General features: G+C 45.6%; 9 protein-coding genes. 7 read left to right on the forward strand and 2 right to left on the reverse strand.

Annotated features, from left to right (window positions below; genetic code table 11):
• The first annotated feature begins 43 nt into the window (after positions 1-43).
• From ACNURT_RS08955 to ACNURT_RS08980, 6 genes are all read left to right on the forward strand, one after another.
• Positions 44-2,725, forward strand: coding sequence for a TonB-dependent receptor (locus tag ACNURT_RS08955; RefSeq protein ID WP_419701435.1), 2,682 nt, complete (start codon positions 44-46; stop codon positions 2,723-2,725).
• A gap of 3 nt (positions 2,726-2,728) precedes the next feature.
• On the forward strand, positions 2,729-3,553 hold the full coding sequence (locus tag ACNURT_RS08960; protein WP_370994757.1) for a DUF4249 domain-containing protein: 825 nt from the start codon (positions 2,729-2,731) through the stop codon (positions 3,551-3,553).
• Between the two features lie 284 nt (positions 3,554-3,837).
• Positions 3,838-4,443, forward strand: coding sequence for an RNA polymerase sigma factor (locus ACNURT_RS08965; RefSeq protein ID WP_419701436.1), 606 nt, complete (start codon positions 3,838-3,840; stop codon positions 4,441-4,443).
• Between the two features lie 207 nt (positions 4,444-4,650).
• On the forward strand, positions 4,651-5,631 hold the full coding sequence (locus ACNURT_RS08970) for a FecR family protein (RefSeq protein ID WP_419701437.1): 981 nt from the start codon (positions 4,651-4,653) through the stop codon (positions 5,629-5,631).
• Positions 5,632-5,761: 130 nt separating this feature from the next.
• Positions 5,762-9,163 (forward strand): SusC/RagA family TonB-linked outer membrane protein, encoded by a 3,402-nt coding sequence (locus ACNURT_RS08975; protein WP_419701438.1) that lies wholly within the window; start codon positions 5,762-5,764, stop codon positions 9,161-9,163.
• A gap of 11 nt (positions 9,164-9,174) precedes the next feature.
• Positions 9,175-10,689 carry a RagB/SusD family nutrient uptake outer membrane protein gene (locus ACNURT_RS08980; RefSeq protein ID WP_419701439.1) on the forward strand — a complete coding sequence of 505 codons (1,515 nt, stop codon included), beginning with the start codon at positions 9,175-9,177 and terminating at the stop codon, positions 10,687-10,689.
• Between the two features lie 462 nt (positions 10,690-11,151).
• Here the strand turns inward: ACNURT_RS08980 and ACNURT_RS08985 are convergent, their stop codons facing one another.
• Both ACNURT_RS08985 and ACNURT_RS08990 read right to left on the reverse strand, forming a co-directional pair.
• Positions 11,152-12,768: a Na+/H+ antiporter gene (locus ACNURT_RS08985; protein ID WP_419701440.1), complete on the reverse strand. Its 1,617-nt coding sequence runs from the start codon at positions 12,766-12,768 to the stop codon at positions 11,152-11,154.
• Positions 12,769-13,382: 614 nt separating this feature from the next.
• Positions 13,383-14,933, reverse strand: coding sequence for a DHA2 family efflux MFS transporter permease subunit (locus ACNURT_RS08990; protein WP_419701441.1), 1,551 nt, complete (start codon positions 14,931-14,933; stop codon positions 13,383-13,385).
• Positions 14,934-15,230: 297 nt separating this feature from the next.
• Between ACNURT_RS08990 and ACNURT_RS08995 the strand changes: the two genes are divergently transcribed.
• Positions 15,231-16,571 carry a sugar porter family MFS transporter gene (locus tag ACNURT_RS08995; protein ID WP_419701442.1) on the forward strand — a complete coding sequence of 447 codons (1,341 nt, stop codon included), beginning with the start codon at positions 15,231-15,233 and terminating at the stop codon, positions 16,569-16,571.
• Positions 16,572-16,802 lie beyond the last annotated feature (231 nt).

Genomic DNA, 16,802 nt, shown 5'->3' on the forward strand with positions numbered 1-16,802 from the left:
GCCTTTGAAACTAACGACTGATTATTTTAAACCTGTTAAATTTATGAAAAAAAAAGAACCTCTGTGGTTCCCTAACCCGATTTATCCATTAAAGAGATTATACCAAGTTTTACGTGTATTTTTTTACATAAACCTTATCATTGCGTTTGGCAGCTTACAAACTTTCGCCCAATCGCCGCTTGATAAAACCGTTACCATCAATTTAAATAACGTACCATTAAGGCAGGCCCTGGACATGATCACCTCGGCTACCGGCGTACGCTTTACCTATAACGAAGCTGTAGCTGCCAGCAATATCAAATTAACCATTAAAGCAAAGTTGCAAAGCCTGAAGCAGGTACTTGATGCAGTCCTGGCCAATTATCCATATAGTTATTCCCAGCTTGATCAGGATATACTGATCCGCTATGACGCTGCGAAGCTAAAAAAGCCGGTCGCCGAACCGGCGGCAAAACCGGCAGCAGGAAAGTTCACCATCAGCGGAACAGTGACATCAAAACAGTCTGGGGAGACGATAATAGGAGCCAGTATACGACTGGTAGATGGGGCTCAGGGCACTTCAACCAATGGTTATGGCTTCTACTCGATAACACTGCCGGCCGGTGACCATCAGTTGCTCATCAGCGCTATCGGGCAGAAAAGCCTGATTGTACCGGTTGCGCTGACAAGCGATCAGCGGTTGAATATTACTATGGACGATAATGCGCAGGAGCTGCAAACGGTAATTATAACCGCCACGCAAAAAGGCGCCCGCGATTTAAAAAGCCCGCAAATGGGTGTCGAAAAATTAAACATCCGTGAAATAAATGATGTGCCCGTATTATTGGGCGAACATGATGTGATGAAAACCATACAGCTGTTCCCTGGTATTAAATCGGCAGGGGAGGGCAGTGGCGGTTTTTATGTACGCGGCGGCGCTACCGATCAAAACCTACTGATGCTGGATGAAGCTACCGTATATAATGCCTATCACCTGTTAGGTTTCTTTTCCACGTTTAATTCCGATGCGATTAAAAACGTAAGCATTTACAAAGGCGATATGCCCGCGCAGTACGGCGGCAGGCTATCATCGGTAATTGATGTGAAGATGAACGATGGTAACAACCAAAAGTTTGGCGTGAGCGGCGGTGTGGGCATGATAGCAGCCCGTTTAAATGTAGAAGGTCCTATCCAGAAGGGTAAATCATCCTTCCTGATTTCGGCCCGGCGTACTTATGCCGATGCTTTCCTGAAACTGTCAAAAGATACTGTGGTTAAAAACAGCCGGCTTTATTTTTACGATATTAACGCCAAGGCCAATTTGGTTTTGGGTGATAAAGACCGGGTTTATATTTCGGGATATTTGGGCAAGGATGTGCTTTCGGCAAATAATGTGAACGGCATCAATTGGGGCAATACCACGGCAACCCTGCGCTGGAACCACATTTTTAACAATCGTTTTTTCTCAAACACCTCTTTCATCTATAGTAATTACGACTATGAGATCAAAGTAAAGCAGGATGTAAATACCTATAATATTACATCGCGCATTAAAGACTGGAATTTTAAGGAAGATATGCAATATGATATCGGTGCGGATCATTCCCTGAGTTTTGGTGTCAACAGTGTTTATCATACCATTAAACCCGGTGAGATATCGGCCACGGGCAACTCAGGTTTTATATCCCAAAAGCTCGAAACCCGGTATGCCTGGGATAATGCCGCCTATGTAAGTGATACCTGGAAAGTTACAGACCGCTTTAGTTTGACCTATGGTACACGGCTTTCTGCCTTTTCGGTAATAGGACCCGGTTCATATTATGACGTGAATGCCGATGGCGATATAACCGGCTCAAAACATTATAACTCTGGCCAGATAGTTAAAAACTATGTAAACCTGGAACCCCGTGTAGCTGCTGCTTTTCAACTCAATGATATCAGCTCGGTAAAGGCTTCTTATGCCCGCAACGCGCAAAATCTGCACCTCATCAGCAACTCCACACCGGGTTCGCCAACTGATAAATGGGTAGCCAGTACCAATTTGATCAAGCCGGAACTAGCCGATCAGTTTTCTGTTGGATACTATCGCGACTTGGCCGGGCATAAATATGAGTTCACGTTTGAAACCTACTATAAAAAACTGCAAAATCAGTTAGATTATCGTAACGATGCCAATATTTTCACCAATCAGCCAATTGAAACGCAGTTGTTGTATGGTAAGGGGCGTGCTTATGGCGCCGAGTTTTTGCTGCGGAAAAAGACAGGCCGTTTAACCGGCTGGATCAGTTATACGCTATCCAAATCAGAACGGCTGATTGATGGTATCAATAATAATCAATGGTATAATGCACGCCAGGACCGTACCCATGACTTGGCCGTAGTAGGTGTTTATAAGCTGAACGACAAATGGACGTTATCCGCCAATTTTGTATTCTACACCGGCGACGCGGTTACTTACCCAAGCGGTAAATACCAGATAGATGGGGCTACCTATTATTATTATACCAATCGTAATGCCTCAAGGCTGCCTGCCTACCACCGGCTCGACCTGGGCGCTACCAAGCAGCTTAAGAAAACCAAAAAATACAGCTCGGAGCTTAACTTTAGCTTGTATAACGCTTATGGTAACCGCAACGCTTACCGTATATATTTCAGAGATAACAAAACAGATCCTAACAAAACAGAGGCCGTGCGTACCACTTTATTTACCTATGTGCCTTCTATTACTTATAACTTTAAATTTTAACAGATGCATACCATACGTTTTTCGGCCATATTGATGATCCTGCTGGGGCTGCTGAGCTCCTGCGAAAAGGTTATCGACCTGAAATTGAATAACAGCGCCCCTCAAACGGTGATAGAGGGTACGGTGAGTAATGAAGCTGGCGGCGCCAAAGTATCTATAAGCTTGTCTAAAAAATTTACCGACGACAGTTCCTTTGACGGTATTGGCGGCGCGCTGGTAAGCGTGGAGGCTGATGGTACGGTTTATAATTTTGATCCTACCGCTACAGGTGTTTACCAAAACAGCATCCTTGTGGGTATACCGGGGCATACTTATCATTTAACCGTTAAGCTGAATGATAAAACTTATACCTCAACCAGTACTATGCCCCAGATTACTAAGCTGGATAGTATTTATGTTGTTGACGATGAGTTGGGTACCAATAAAGACAAAACCAAACTGCGGGTGGCTGCGGTAAAGTATCAGGATCCTGCGAATGAAAAAAACTATTACCGCTTTATTCAATATATTGACGGTAGAAAGGAAAAGAGTTTAATGATAGATGATGATGAGTTTACCAATGGTCAAACCGTAAACAGCCGCATTAATTTCAATAATGATAATGATGATCCCGCTCGCGAGATCAGGACCGGCAAACAGCTCATGGTAGAGATGGAATGTATTGATGCCGCGGTTTACAAATACTTTTTTAGCTTAAATTCCGGCTCAACAGGTAATGGCAACAACGCTGCGCCATCCAACCCCACCAGTAATATTACCGGCGGGGTGCTGGGTTATTTCAGCGCCTATCCCATCACACGTAAAACCATAACGGTACCGGCTAATTAAAGCTGACTGCAAAAAGCCTCCTTCAATTGAAGGAGGCTTTTTGTTTGAGGGTATACAGCCAGGGTGACGAGTCTACTCACCCGGTCTACGCTTCGCTGGACCACCCTCTCTGCGGCTTTGCCGCAAAGAGGGTTAGAGGAGAATAAAGAAAGAAATAAAAATTCCCTCTATGCGCGAAGCGGAGAGAGGGGTGACGAGCGTAGCGATGTCGGGGTGAGTGGAAAAACCGTGATATTTTATGCTGAGCTAACATTGAGTTAAAGGTGTAAATATAAGTTTGCGCCATGATGCGTGGCAGGTTTATTTCGGATACTGATTTACTGGCCCGGCTTCAGGACGATGACGAACAGGCCCTGCTGGCGCTGATGCAGCGGTACGATAAAGCCCTTTTTCGATATATACTCTCCAAAACCAACTCGCTCGAAACTGCGGAAGAAGCCGTTCAGGATATTTTTATTTCCCTTTGGCATAACCGCTACGCCGTGGCTATAAACGACACGCTTTCGCCCTATCTATTTAAGGCCGCCAAAAATAAAACCATTGATTTTTACCTGGCAGGTAATAAAAAATTAGCTCATTTTGAAACGCTGCTGCCTGATTATGAGCACCTGGTATCCCCATCGCCAGAAAATGAAGTTATTGAAGCCGAACTGGAAGACTGGCTAAGCTCCGAAGTAGATAAAATGCCCGACAATATGCGGGATGTATTTAAACTAAGCCGGTTAGAGCAATTGCCGGTTAAGGAAATCGCCGGTCGGTTGGCCTTGTCTGAGCAAACCGTAAAAAATAATCTCACCATAGCACTCAAGCGTCTCCAGCTAAGGTTGAAACGGATGGAAAGTTTTCCATTGTTTTTAATTGTGGTAAAGATCATGCTTCATCTCAAGTGATCGATTTTAGATTATGGGATTTTAAGACTATAAGACTTGGGGATTATGGAACTGTCTTTGCTCAATCTCCAAAAAATATAGCTCCTTGTTCTCTCAATCACATAGTCCAAAAATCTCATAATCTAAAATTTGGGTAACATTGATTTAATAAACACTTGATGATTATTTAACGGTACCATTTTCGGTAAGCACCGATTATATGGGCAGATGAACACAAAAGAATCTGCAGAGATCAAAGCATTATTACAAAAGTACCAGAAGGACGAATGTACACCCGACGAACGGGCACGGGTAGAAGCCTGGCTCAATAAATTAAACAATCCATCACAAACCGGTATTACGTCATCGGCAGAAGACCGCATCTTAAACCGGATCAGGAAACGCGTGCTCAAAGGCATACCATCACGATCGGCCGGGCGAAAGGTATATGTACTCCAATATCTTAAAGTAGCAGCGCTGTTGTTACTGGCACCCGGCGGCTTTTTACTGTATTCTAAATTGAAACAGCCAGTTCCGCAGGCTTTGCAGCAATATTCCACAGCACGAGGTGAGCGTAAAGTGCTAACCCTGCCCGATAGTACGGTAGTAACCCTGAATTCCTCATCTGTTTTAACCCTCAGTGCCGATTTTGGCGAAAAGAAGAGAATAGTGAAACTCACCGGCGAAGGCTTTTTTCATGTAAAGCACGATGCTGCCAAACCCTTCATCGTGACCACCGGGGACATACAAACCCAGGTACTGGGAACCCAGTTTAATGTGCACGCCTATAATAACGAAAGCGAATATAAGATAGCCGTAGTAAGCGGTATGGTAAGCGTTGGCGAAAAGAAGGCATCCGATAAAGTGGTAACCATCGGCAAAGTGCTTACACGCAACTTAATGCTGGTTTACAACCGCCAGGCACATCAGCATTATACTAAAACTGCCGATGCCGACAAGTTAAGCGCCTGGCAAAACGGCGGGCTTTATTTTGACGAGGCCACCATACCCGAAATAAGCTCAACACTATCCAGAATGTATAATATAGATGTTCAGCTGCAGGATAAACCCGGTCGCAACTGTAAATATACCATTGGTTTTAACAGCCAGCCTTTAGATAAAGTGCTCCGGGTGTTAAGTCAGCTTACAGGCATTACCTATCAGTACACCAACCATAAAATTTTTATCCAATCACAAAATTGCCGTTAAGCTATGTAACCGTTCCCCCCAAACAAAAAACAGGCAGATGCGCGAACACCTGCCTGCTATATGGCTGCTGTAGCAGCAGACCATGTCATTTTTAACGATTCTTTTTATCACATAAAATAACATTATAAAAATGAGAAATCTATTACACATATTATCATTAAAAAATCACCTCAAATGGCTGGCAACCTACTGCATTGTTCTGGTTATTATTGGAGCCTGCTCAACCCCGTCATTTTCGGCGGCGGCACAAACCATGAATACTGTACGTATCAGTCTTACAGCTAAAAATCTAAGCATCAAAAGTGTTTTTAGACTGATAGAACAAAAAACGTCTTTTAAAATAGGTTACAACTCTACCAGCTTTGACGCTGATAAAGAAATTTCCATATCAGCCAATAATGAGTTGCTGATTGATGTGCTAAAAGAACTGATTAAAGGCTACAAAGGTAACATCAGGCAGGTTGATGAGGAGCACATTTTATTACAGGTTGAAAAACAACAACCGGTAGTAAAAACCAAAGAAAAAGAGCTGGTGGTAAAGGCCATCACCGTTACGGGAAAAGTAACCGACGAAAGCGGTGAAGCCCTGATCGGCGTGAGCGTTGCCGTAAAAGGAACAAGCACCGGTACCATGACCAATACCGAAGGCAAGTATTCCCTGAGTACCGATGAAACTTCGATCCTGGTTTTTAAATACATTGGTTATGACAGCCAGGAGGTAGCGGTAAAGGGCCAGCAGAATATTGATGTGGTGCTGAAGGCCAACAGCCAATCGTTAAAAGAGGTGGTAGTTGTAGGTTACGGTACACAAACCCGTTCAACCTTATCTGGAGCGGTATCAACCGTTGGTTTGGATAAAGTATCATCACGTTCATTCAATAATCTGCAGGAAGCTTTACAAGGTAAAGCCGCCGGTGTAGTAGTTAATAACAATGGCGGCGACCCTACCAATGCACCGCAGGTAAACATCCGCGGCCTGGGTGGTATCAACGGCGAACAACCGCTGTATGTTATTGATGGTTCGGTTTTTTATCCGGGTACACCTGTAGTTAACCCGAATGATATAGAAGCTATTTCGGTATTGAAAGATGCTTCGGCTGCTATTTATGGCGCCCGTGCATCTGGCGGTGTTATCCTCATCACTACTAAAAAGGGTACCAAAGGCAAAATGAACATCTCTTTTGATGCCAAGCAAGGTTTTGCCAATGCCTGGAGAAAACTGGAAGCATTGGATGCCAAGGAATATGCCGATGTATATAACACAGCTGCGGATAACGCCGGCAAGCCACGCCTCCCGGCTTTTGATGCTACCAAATATCCCGACGGACAAATAACCCGCACCAATTGGGTAGACGCGGTGTTCAGAACAGGGCATACCCAGGATTATAGTGTGAACCTGAACGGAGGCAACGATAAATCCAGCTACTTCATGAGTTTCAACTACCGCAAAGGAACCGGTATATTATTGAATACCTATTCTGAGCGTTATGCTTACCGTATCAACTCCACCCATCAGTTAAATAGCTGGTTAAAAGTTGGTGAAAATTTATCATATACCTACTCAGATGGGCGCGGTACCAACACATTCAGCGGTTATACCGGCGCTATCCAGGCTGCCATATTTTATCCGCCAAGTATTACGGTACGTACCCCATCTGGCGCTTATTCAGGTTTGCCTTTAAATTATGCAGGTTCATACGGCGATGTAGTTAACCCCGTTGCCAACCTGGAGCGTATTGATACCAGCAACCCGGTAAACACCATTATTGCCAATCCTTATTTTGAGGCCAGCATTATTCCCGGTCTTAAATTCAGATCGAACTATTCGGTTACCAAAAGCTTCTATTATTTTAAAGGTTTTTCACCTATCGTACCCGAGGTTGGTAAACCCAGCTTAACCAATACCCTTAACGAGTCATCATCGCAGGATTCAAGGTTTCTGACCGAGCAAACCTTAAATTATAAAAAATCATTAGGTAAAAACAACCTGGATGTGCTGGCTGGTTACACTTATCAGAAAAACAGCAGCATGGGTTTGTCGGCTTCCCTTTCTGGTTTTAGCAATGAAGATCCCTTGTTTCGCTATTTTGTAAACGGTACCGGTACCCCGGTTCCAAAACCTGGCGATTATAGGACCGATGAGGCTCTGATCTCCTACCTCGCCCGTGTTAATTATGATTACGATGGCAAGTATCTGTTATCATTTACCGGTCGTAGAGATGGTACATCACTGGTGGCCCCCAAAAACAGGTTCCAGAACTTTGGCTCGGTATCTGCTGGATGGGTAGTAAGCCGCGAGAATTTTATGCAAAACCTAACCTGGCTGAGCAATTTAAAGATCAGGGGCAGCTATGGTGTATTGGGTAACTTATCATCTGTTAGTACAACAGCTGTGAGTCCTAACCTGAGTGTAGGTAGTGTTTATCTGGGTTCAGACCCGGCACAACTAAACGGTTATTACAGCTATGACAGGGCCAGCCCGAACCTGACCTGGGCCCGTTCAAAACAAACTGATATTGGTTTAGACCTGGGTTTCCTAAATGAACGTATCACCTTAACCGCCGACTATTTTGTTAAAAAAACCGAGAACATGCTGATGAACATACCTGCAGGTATTGGCCTGGGTAATGTATGGGTTAACGGTGGCGAGGCACGTGATAATGGTATTGAAGTAAGTCTGGGTTATAATAGCGATCCTAAAAAAGCATTCCGTTATGGTATCAATGCCAATGTGAGCACACTCACCAATAAATTACTGTCATTACCTAATGGCAATACCACCATCCCGGGGGTAAGCCCAAGCGTACGTGGCTTGCTGGCACCGGCCTGGGTGCAGGTTGGTCAGCCGCTTTATTCGTACTACGCTATCAAAACCAATGGTTTGTTCCAGAACCAGGCAGAGGTGGATGCTTACAAAGGCCCGAACGGTACACCTATCCAGCCAAATGCCAAACCAGGTGATATCCGTTTTGTGGATGCCAACGGCGATGGCAAAATTAATGATAGCGACCGTCAGTTCCTGGGTAGCGCGTATCCTAAATTCACCTATGGCCTAAGCCTGAACGCCAGCTACAAAGGTTTCGATCTGAACATTTTTCTGCAAGGCGTGCAGGGTAACAAGCTGTACAATGCTTTAAAATATACCAGCTTAAATGCAGGTGGTTTGGGTCAAAACTATAACCTGTTGAAAGATGTGCTGAACGCCTGGACACCACAGCATACCAACGCCACTATTCCGCGTGTAACCGCCAGCGATGCCAATGGCAACTTTGGTACTAACTCCGATTTTTATATCGAGAATGGCTCATACCTGCGGTTTAAGAACGTAACCCTGGGTTATACCTTTTCGCCCGCGTTGTTAACCCGTGCCGGTATCAGCAGTCTGCGTATATACACCACATCAAACAACCTGTTCACCATTACCAAATACAAAGGTTTTGATCCGGAGGTTGGTTTTGATAACTACGGTATCGACGTAGGTAGGTACCCGCAATCGCGCTCATTTATTTTCGGTATCAATTTAAATCTGTAAGTAAAGCAATCATGAAAAAGATCAGCAATATTATATTAGCAATATCGGCAAGCATGCTTTTGGGTGCCTGCTCCAAAAATCTGGATATCAAGCCACAAGGCGCGGTGTCTGAAATTAATTTCTGGCAAACCGGTGACGATGCCCTGTTGGGAGTAAACGCCATGTATGAGCCTTTTGACGGCGAAGAGTTTTACGGTCGTGGTTATATGTGGTTCATTAACGCCAGCGACGATATGGTGACCGGCCGTATCAATACCAATGCCGATGCTATCAAAAATTTCAGTCCTACTTATTACTCAGGGGGGTACACGGTTGATCAATGGAATATGCGTTACTCCGTGATCAGGCGCGCTAACGACGTGATTAACAAGGTGCCTGCTATTAGCATGGATGCCTCTTTGAAAAACCGTTACCTGGGCGAGGCTTATTTTTTAAGCGGATTGATGTACTTTCAAATGGCTTATAACTATGGCGACGATCGCGCCGGGTTACCCATCATTACCCGTGCCAACAATAACGACCCCAACCCTACACCAAGGGCGGCCAACGTTGGCGAAAACTATACCTACATTGAAGGCGAACTGAAGAAAGCGGCTAACTTATTGCCATATTTTGATCAACTGAGCCCAGCAGATCAGGGCAGGCCACACAAGGTGGCCGCCTGGGCTTATCTTTCAAAAATGTACCTGTTTAAAAAGGATTATGCCAATGCTCAAAAATATGCCGACTCGGTGATTAATCAGGGCAAACGTGCTTTGTTGCCAAACTTTGCTGACGTTTTTAAAGCGGCCAATAACTTCAGCTCAGAATATATCTGGTCGGCAGTGAGCACAGCGAAAGGTGCAAGTGGCTGGGGCAGTATCCTGCCGGGCGTAATGCTCGAGAACAAAGGCTGGGGATTTTATAACGGCTGGGGCTACTATCAGCCAACCAAAGAACTGTATGATGCCTTTGAAGCCGGCGACAAACGCCGTGAAGCCACTATTCTGAAACCGGGAGATGTGTTTCAGTTTTTCGGCACCTCAAGAACTTATTCTTCGGTAAACAGTCTTTCGGGTTACCAGTTCAATAAATACATGGAGCCATTTTCGTATGCGAGTCCGGTAGGGGCTTCTATCAGTCCAAATGGTGATCATCCTACAACCAATCTGAATGTACCATTAATGCGTTATGCCGAGGTTATCCTGATCAAGGCGGAGGCCGAACTGATGCAGGGCAAAAATGCCGATGCGGAGATCAACATGATCCGTCAGCGTGCCGGCTTGAAAGTTATTCAGGGCGCTACCATGGCCGATCTGAAAAACCAGCGCCGTTGTGAACTGGCCGGCGAATGGTCCGACCGTCACCGCGACCTGGTACGCTGGGGCGATGCCGCCGCAACCTATGCCAAACCATTGCATGGTTACAGTGGCTCGGTAATATGGCCTGCACGTAACTTTAACCCGGCTGTAAACGGTGTTTGGGCTGTGCCTCAAAAAGAAATTGACCGCAGCAACGGCGTTATTAAACAAAATGCTGGCTGGTAATAAATAAAAAAGGAGGGGTTGTGTGTGGATCCCCTCTGGAGAGGGGGCAGGGGTGTGTTATTATGCTTACATAAATACACCCCGCCACCGCTCAAGCTCACGCGCCTCTCTCAAGAGGGGAATTGAAACATAACAAGAAAGGCCACCGGTTATCCGGCGGCCTTTCTTGTTTAATAGCCGGCTGTCATGCTGAGCCGGTCGAAGCATGGCGGGTTAGCCTCTGCACGCGTCCTTCGACAAGCTCAAGGATGACAGGCCTTCACCTTCGGCGGAAAGAGGAGATTTGAACTTTTTATCCCACACGTCATTGCGAGCGCAGCGTGGCAATCCCCTACTTACAGAGACGCTCTGCCTATCGGGGATTGCCACGTCGTTCCTCCTCGGCAATGACGCGCGAAGAAAAGCTACCCTCTTTACGCTTGCGTAAAGAGGGTCAACAAGCGCAGCGATGCCGGGATGAGTCTACTCCTCCTCGAAAGAAAAATGCTGGCGCAGCTTCTCCTGTTCCAGGTCGAGCAGGGCGAGTTGCTGCTTGATGATATCGTCGTTGATGTTTTCTTTCTTATTCAGTGTTTTCAGCAGATTACGTTGTTCCTGCATCATATCTTCCAGTATCATAATATAATCGCGGTAAAACTCTTCAGCACGTCCTTTGCCATCGGCTTTGTCCCAATCGGCCAGCAGTTCCATATCGGCATCAATTTTTATCTTGATGGCCTTTACCATATCATTTTCTTTGAGGTGTTTGGGGTATTTATTTTGGAGCAGATCCAATGTTACCATCGAAAGTTTTTTACGTACCAGCTGCCTTTGCTGTTCGAAAGAAACAGTATAATCCGGGTCGGGCATATTAACCCATTTGATGAGCAGGGGCAGGGTAAGTCCCTGTAATATCAGTGTAACCAGGATAACCGAAAAGGTAATGAACAAAATAAGGCTCCGGTTAGGGAAAGGTGCTCCTGATTGAAGCGTTACCGGAATACTGAGCGCCGCCGCCAGAGATACCACACCGCGCATACCCGCCCAGCCCAATAACAAAGGACCCCTCCAGCCGGGGCGGTTATCGGCAGTGGTAATATACCGGCTGATGAATACCGTAAATACCCCTGCGCCAAAGGTACTGGCCAAACGGGTAACGATCAAAACCCCCGAAATAATAGCGCTGTAACGGATGGCAGGCTCTAAACCATTTGGTCCAAGGTCTTTGATCACCACCGGGAATTCCAGCCCGATGAGTATAAATACAAAACCGTTCAGCACAAAAGCCACGGCTTCCCAAACATTAATACCCTGCAGCCGGCTGCTGTAGGTTAAAAAGCTATCGCGCCTGATAGAAAGGAACAATCCCCCGCTTACCACCGCCAGTACGCCCGAAAAATTAAAGGCCTCTGCCGCCATATACATAGCATAGGGTGTAATAAACGTAAGGATGATATCAATATTGGTAGTAGTTGGCAGCCAGCGGTGAATGACGTAGAATACTATGGCCACGGCCAGGCCTATGAATATGCCCATTACAATCACCAGCACAAAACTCAGGGCAGCCTGGCCAAAGGCAAAGGAGCCCGTAACTATGGCGGCGGCGGCAAACCTGAAAATCACCAAACTGGCCGCATCGTTCAGCAAGCTTTCGCCTTCCAGTATAGTGGTCAGTCTTTTGGGTACTTTTACATTTTTGAGGATTGCAGTGGCCGATACCGCGTCGGGCGGTGATATAATGCCGCCCAGCAAAAAGCCCGCGGCCAGTGTAAAACCCGGAATAACATTACTGGATACCAAAGCCACCACACCTGCGGTCAAAATAACGATAACGAACGCGAAACTGCTGATCACCCGCCGCCATTTCCAGAAATCTTTCCAGGAAGTTGTCCATGCCGCCTCGTATAACAGCGGCGGCAAAAAGATCACAAATATCATGTCGGGCTCTATCTCAATGCCCCTTAAGCCGGGTACAAAACCCAGGCCCAATCCGGCTATCACCAGTAATATGGGATAAGCAATCTTGATTTTCTGGGCCAGCATCACTATGGCTATAATGATGGCCAGCAAGCAGGTATATTGAATAACGAGATGATGCATGCCAGTTTAGATGAATTACTAAAATACAATAATATCTTAAAGGTACACCTGTATAGGCTGATGAAATAAAACCCATGTGGTATCGAGGGTAAAGTAAAAGGCAAAAAAAACACGTCATTGAGGAACGAAGCAATCTCTACATAGGCAGATCGACAATGCTTGTTTGCTCTGTACAGCATAGGGATTGCTTCGTACCTCGCAATGACGCGCGTAGATGATTAGTTCGCGCTGTCCGAATGTCTCCGACTTAAGACTACTATGCCGGTAATCTTAAGACTGTATAAGAAGCAGCCACTTAAAACTAAAGACTTCCGAATCCTGACTATTTTTCGTATCTTTATACAATCACCAGCCCGGTTATCCCATAAAAAGGATAACCGGGCTGTTTTGTTAAAGCCCAAACAAGGTCAAAAAACAACCGTTTGGTATGTAGTTATTTGACAGTTAATAAATTAATACTTTTTAAAGTTTTTAAAACCGCTTAAAACCGCGTTAAAATTTGTTAAAAAGTGTTAAAATGAGGTTTTTCCAATAGATTTTCACCCGTTTTTACCTCGTTTTTGAGCCGAAAAGTGTTAAAATTCATGGTTTAAAAAGTTTTTTGGCCCTAAATGTTAATGATCTGAGGATGGGATAACCAGGGGTTTCTTCTTATCGCGTTTAGCCACAAAAAGCAACAGCGGCAGCACGATCGCGAAAAAGGACCCGATCAGGAAAAAGCTATCGAGGTAGCTGGAAAAAGATGATTGCTGCACTACTACTTTTTCTACCAGCAACATGGCTTTCTGTTTGGCATCCAATAAACCGAATCCTTTTTGCATAAAGGCTGTGGCATAGCCGTTTATACGATTAATAAAGGCAGGATTATCGGGCGTAATATGGGTGATAAGATCCATCCGGTGCGAGGCAATGCGCCGGGCCACATAAGTATTGATGATCGAGATTCCGAACGAGCCGCCCAGTTGCCGCATCATATTGTTGAGGGCCGTTCCCTGGGGCATATCTTTAAGCTCCAGGGATGATACAGCCAGCGTACCCAAAGGCACGGTTAACAAAGCCATGCCTATTGCCCTGAAAATGAGGTTCAAAGTAAGATCAATAGCCGACGATTCCAGGTTGATCCTTGACATCGACCAGTTGAAATAGATAAAGCACAGAAAGCCCAAAAACACGATCAGCGCCGCCGGAACGCCCTTTTGCAATAGCTTACCGGTGATCACCAAAGCCAATACCGCCACAATGGAACCGGGTAAAAGCAAGAGCCCGGATTGGGTAGGGGTAAAATTAAGCAGACGCTGTGCTACCACGGGGGTAAGATAAATGGAGGTATACATACCCATGCCGGTGATAAAAGTAAGCACAGCCGCTATGCTTAACGATCTGAACCGAAGGATGCGCAGGTTCACCACGGGATTTTCGGTATACAGCTCCCAGATGATAAAAGCAGTAAGGGCAAGGGTAGCCACCACGGTTAAAAAAACAATATAGCCGGCTGCAAACCAATCGTCCGTTTGGCCGCGTTCCAGTACTACTTGTAAGGAGCCTATGCCGATGATGAGCAGGATGATACCCGCCCAGTCTACGTGTTTGATCTTTTGCCTGATGGCGGGTTCGTGCAGCAGGAAATAGCAGGAAATGGCAGCTGCCACGCCAATGGGAATGTTGATATAAAAGATCCAGGGCCAGGAGAAGTTCTCAGTGATATAGCCACCCAGTGTAGGGCCTATAGTTGGCCCGATGAATACACCAATACCAAACAGGGCGCTCGCAGTAGCTTGTTTCTCCTTCGGAAAAAGCTCATAAACCACGGTTGCAGAAACAGAAAGCAAGGCACCGCCACCCAAACCCTGCAAAAACCGGAAGCTCACCAGCTCCCATATATTGGTAGCGTTACCGCACATAAAAGAGCAAAAGGTAAACAGGATGATAGAGCCGATATAATAATTCCTGCGCCCCAGGTTGTTCACCAAAAAGCTAGTCATGGGAATGATGATCACATTGGCAATGGCATAGGAGGTGATCACCCAGGAAATATCTTCGAGGGTGGCGCCCAGGTTGCCGCTCATATAGTTGAGGGCTACATTTACAATGGAGGTATCAATCAGTTCCATAATAGCGGCGGCTATTACCGTGATCAGGAGGATTTGTCGTTTGATGGGGTTCATAATATATTATACCAATCGGTATATTTTATGGTAAATTTTTTTATGTTTGAATTATACAAATAGATGGAGCATATGACCAGATCTCATTCATGAAGCAAATATATACCAATCGGTATATTTTAATGCACTTCATCGGGTTAAATAACAATTTACTGACAAAAAGCGGGTGACGGAAAATGAACGGCTTAAATATGCCAGGGAATTATATATTTGTAAAGCAGCGAATTTAGTGTTGCTAAATCGAGTTTATAAACCAATTATCCCGGCTTGGGACTTTACTGTTAACCGATCTGCTTTATGAAAAGTTATACCATTTTAATTTCCATCGTAGCTGCCTTAGGCGGACTATTGTTTGGTTTCGATACCGCCGTAATTGCGGGCTCCTTACAATACCTGAAACCCGTTTTTCATTTGAATGATGCCGAAATAGGTTTGGTAGTAGCGGCTGCCTCGATAGGCTGTATCCCCGGAGCCCTGTTTGCCGGTGGACTGGCCGATAAGTTCGGGCGTAAAAACCTTATGATCGTGACTTCGATATTGTATATTATAGCGGCTTTGGGAAGTGGTGTCGCGGGCAGCTATGTTCAGTTGGTGGTATATCGCTTTATAGGCGGAGTTGCTATAGGCATGGCATCAACCCTGGCACCTATTTATATATCAGAAGTAGCTCCGCCAAAATTTCGGGGCAGGCTGGGGATGCTGCAGCAGCTGGCTATTGTAACCGGTATTTTGCTATCGTTCATATCTAATTATATTATAGCCAAAGCACCTTTTGCGTTTTTAAACGATGGCAATATCTGGCGTTATATGCTGGCCGCGGCGGTTGTGCCTTCGGTTGTTTTCTTCATCCTGCTGCTGCTGGTACCCGAAAGTCCGCGTTGGCTCATTGCTAAAAACAAGATCAAAGATGCCCAAAGGGTATTTGATCATATCTATTCAAAAACAGAAAGTATAGAACAGGTTGACCTCGTTACAAAGGACATCGCGTCGGAAGAGAGCCCCGCGCTGAGGGAAGTATTTACGCCGCGCTACCGTAAAGTAGTGATCATCGGCCTGGTATTTGCCTCCATAGCCCAGCTTACGGGTATCAATATTGTGTTTTACTACGCCCCATTGATATTTGAGAAAGTGCATGTGGGCGGCAGCGTTTTGTTTCAAACCATGCTTACCGGGGTGGTTAACCTAATATTCACCATCCTGGCTTTCCCGCTGATCGATAGGTTGGGCCGTAAAAAGCTGCTGCTCATCGGTTCGGTAATCATGGGGCTTTGCATGTTTGTGCTGGCTGCCCTGTTTCACTTTAACCTGCTGCAAAACTACTTTGTGCTGGTCACTATATTTGTTTACATAGGCGGTTTTGCCTGTACATGGGGCGTGGTATTGTGGGTTTACGTGGCCGAGATATTCCCTAACAGGGTTCGCGGCACGGCCACATCTATAGCGGTGTTTGGCAATTGGGTGGCCAATTCTATCGTTTCACTGACGTTCCCGGTAATGCTTGCGCAACTGGGGCCGGTGTATACGTTTGGAGTTTATGGTATTATCAATATCAGCATGATCCTGTTTGTGAGCCGTTATGTGTTTGAAACTAAAGGCGTTCCGCTTGAAAAAATAGAGGAGTTGTATGCTAAGGTTTAATAGTCTTAGCCTTCTCTTCACGCGTCATTGCGAACGTAGTGTGGCAATCCCCAAGTAGTAGAGCCGCTCTGTAAGTAGAGGATTGCCACGTCGTTCCCTCCTCGCAATGACGCATGGAGAAAATAAAAGCCCCTCTATGCGCGAAGCGGAGAGAGGGGTGACGAGCGCAGCGATGTCGGGGTGAGTCGAAACCTTGAGACAATTTAAAATACACCCAAGTAACTCCGTGAT

This window comes from Mucilaginibacter sp. NFX135 (assembly GCF_048565145.1).
In the GTDB taxonomy this organism is placed as follows: domain Bacteria; phylum Bacteroidota; class Bacteroidia; order Sphingobacteriales; family Sphingobacteriaceae; genus Mucilaginibacter.

What these genes read in the sequence shown, in the direction of transcription:
- ACNURT_RS08965 (WP_419701436.1), top strand. Translation starts at nt 3,838, where the DNA reads ATGATGCGTGGCAGGTTTATTTCGGATACTGATTTACTGGCCCGGCTT.
- ACNURT_RS08970 (WP_419701437.1), top strand. Translation starts at nt 4,651, where the DNA reads ATGAACACAAAAGAATCTGCAGAGATCAAAGCATTATTACAAAAGTAC.
- ACNURT_RS08985 (WP_419701440.1), bottom strand. Translation starts at nt 12,768, where the DNA reads ATGCATCATCTCGTTATTCAATATACCTGCTTGCTGGCCATCATTATA.
- ACNURT_RS08955 (WP_419701435.1), top strand. Translation starts at nt 44, where the DNA reads ATGAAAAAAAAAGAACCTCTGTGGTTCCCTAACCCGATTTATCCATTA.
- ACNURT_RS08980 (WP_419701439.1), top strand. Translation starts at nt 9,175, where the DNA reads ATGAAAAAGATCAGCAATATTATATTAGCAATATCGGCAAGCATGCTT.
- ACNURT_RS08975 (WP_419701438.1), top strand. Translation starts at nt 5,762, where the DNA reads ATGAGAAATCTATTACACATATTATCATTAAAAAATCACCTCAAATGG.
- ACNURT_RS08995 (WP_419701442.1), top strand. Translation starts at nt 15,231, where the DNA reads ATGAAAAGTTATACCATTTTAATTTCCATCGTAGCTGCCTTAGGCGGA.
- ACNURT_RS08990 (WP_419701441.1), bottom strand. Translation starts at nt 14,933, where the DNA reads ATGAACCCCATCAAACGACAAATCCTCCTGATCACGGTAATAGCCGCC.
- ACNURT_RS08960 (WP_370994757.1), top strand. Translation starts at nt 2,729, where the DNA reads ATGCATACCATACGTTTTTCGGCCATATTGATGATCCTGCTGGGGCTG.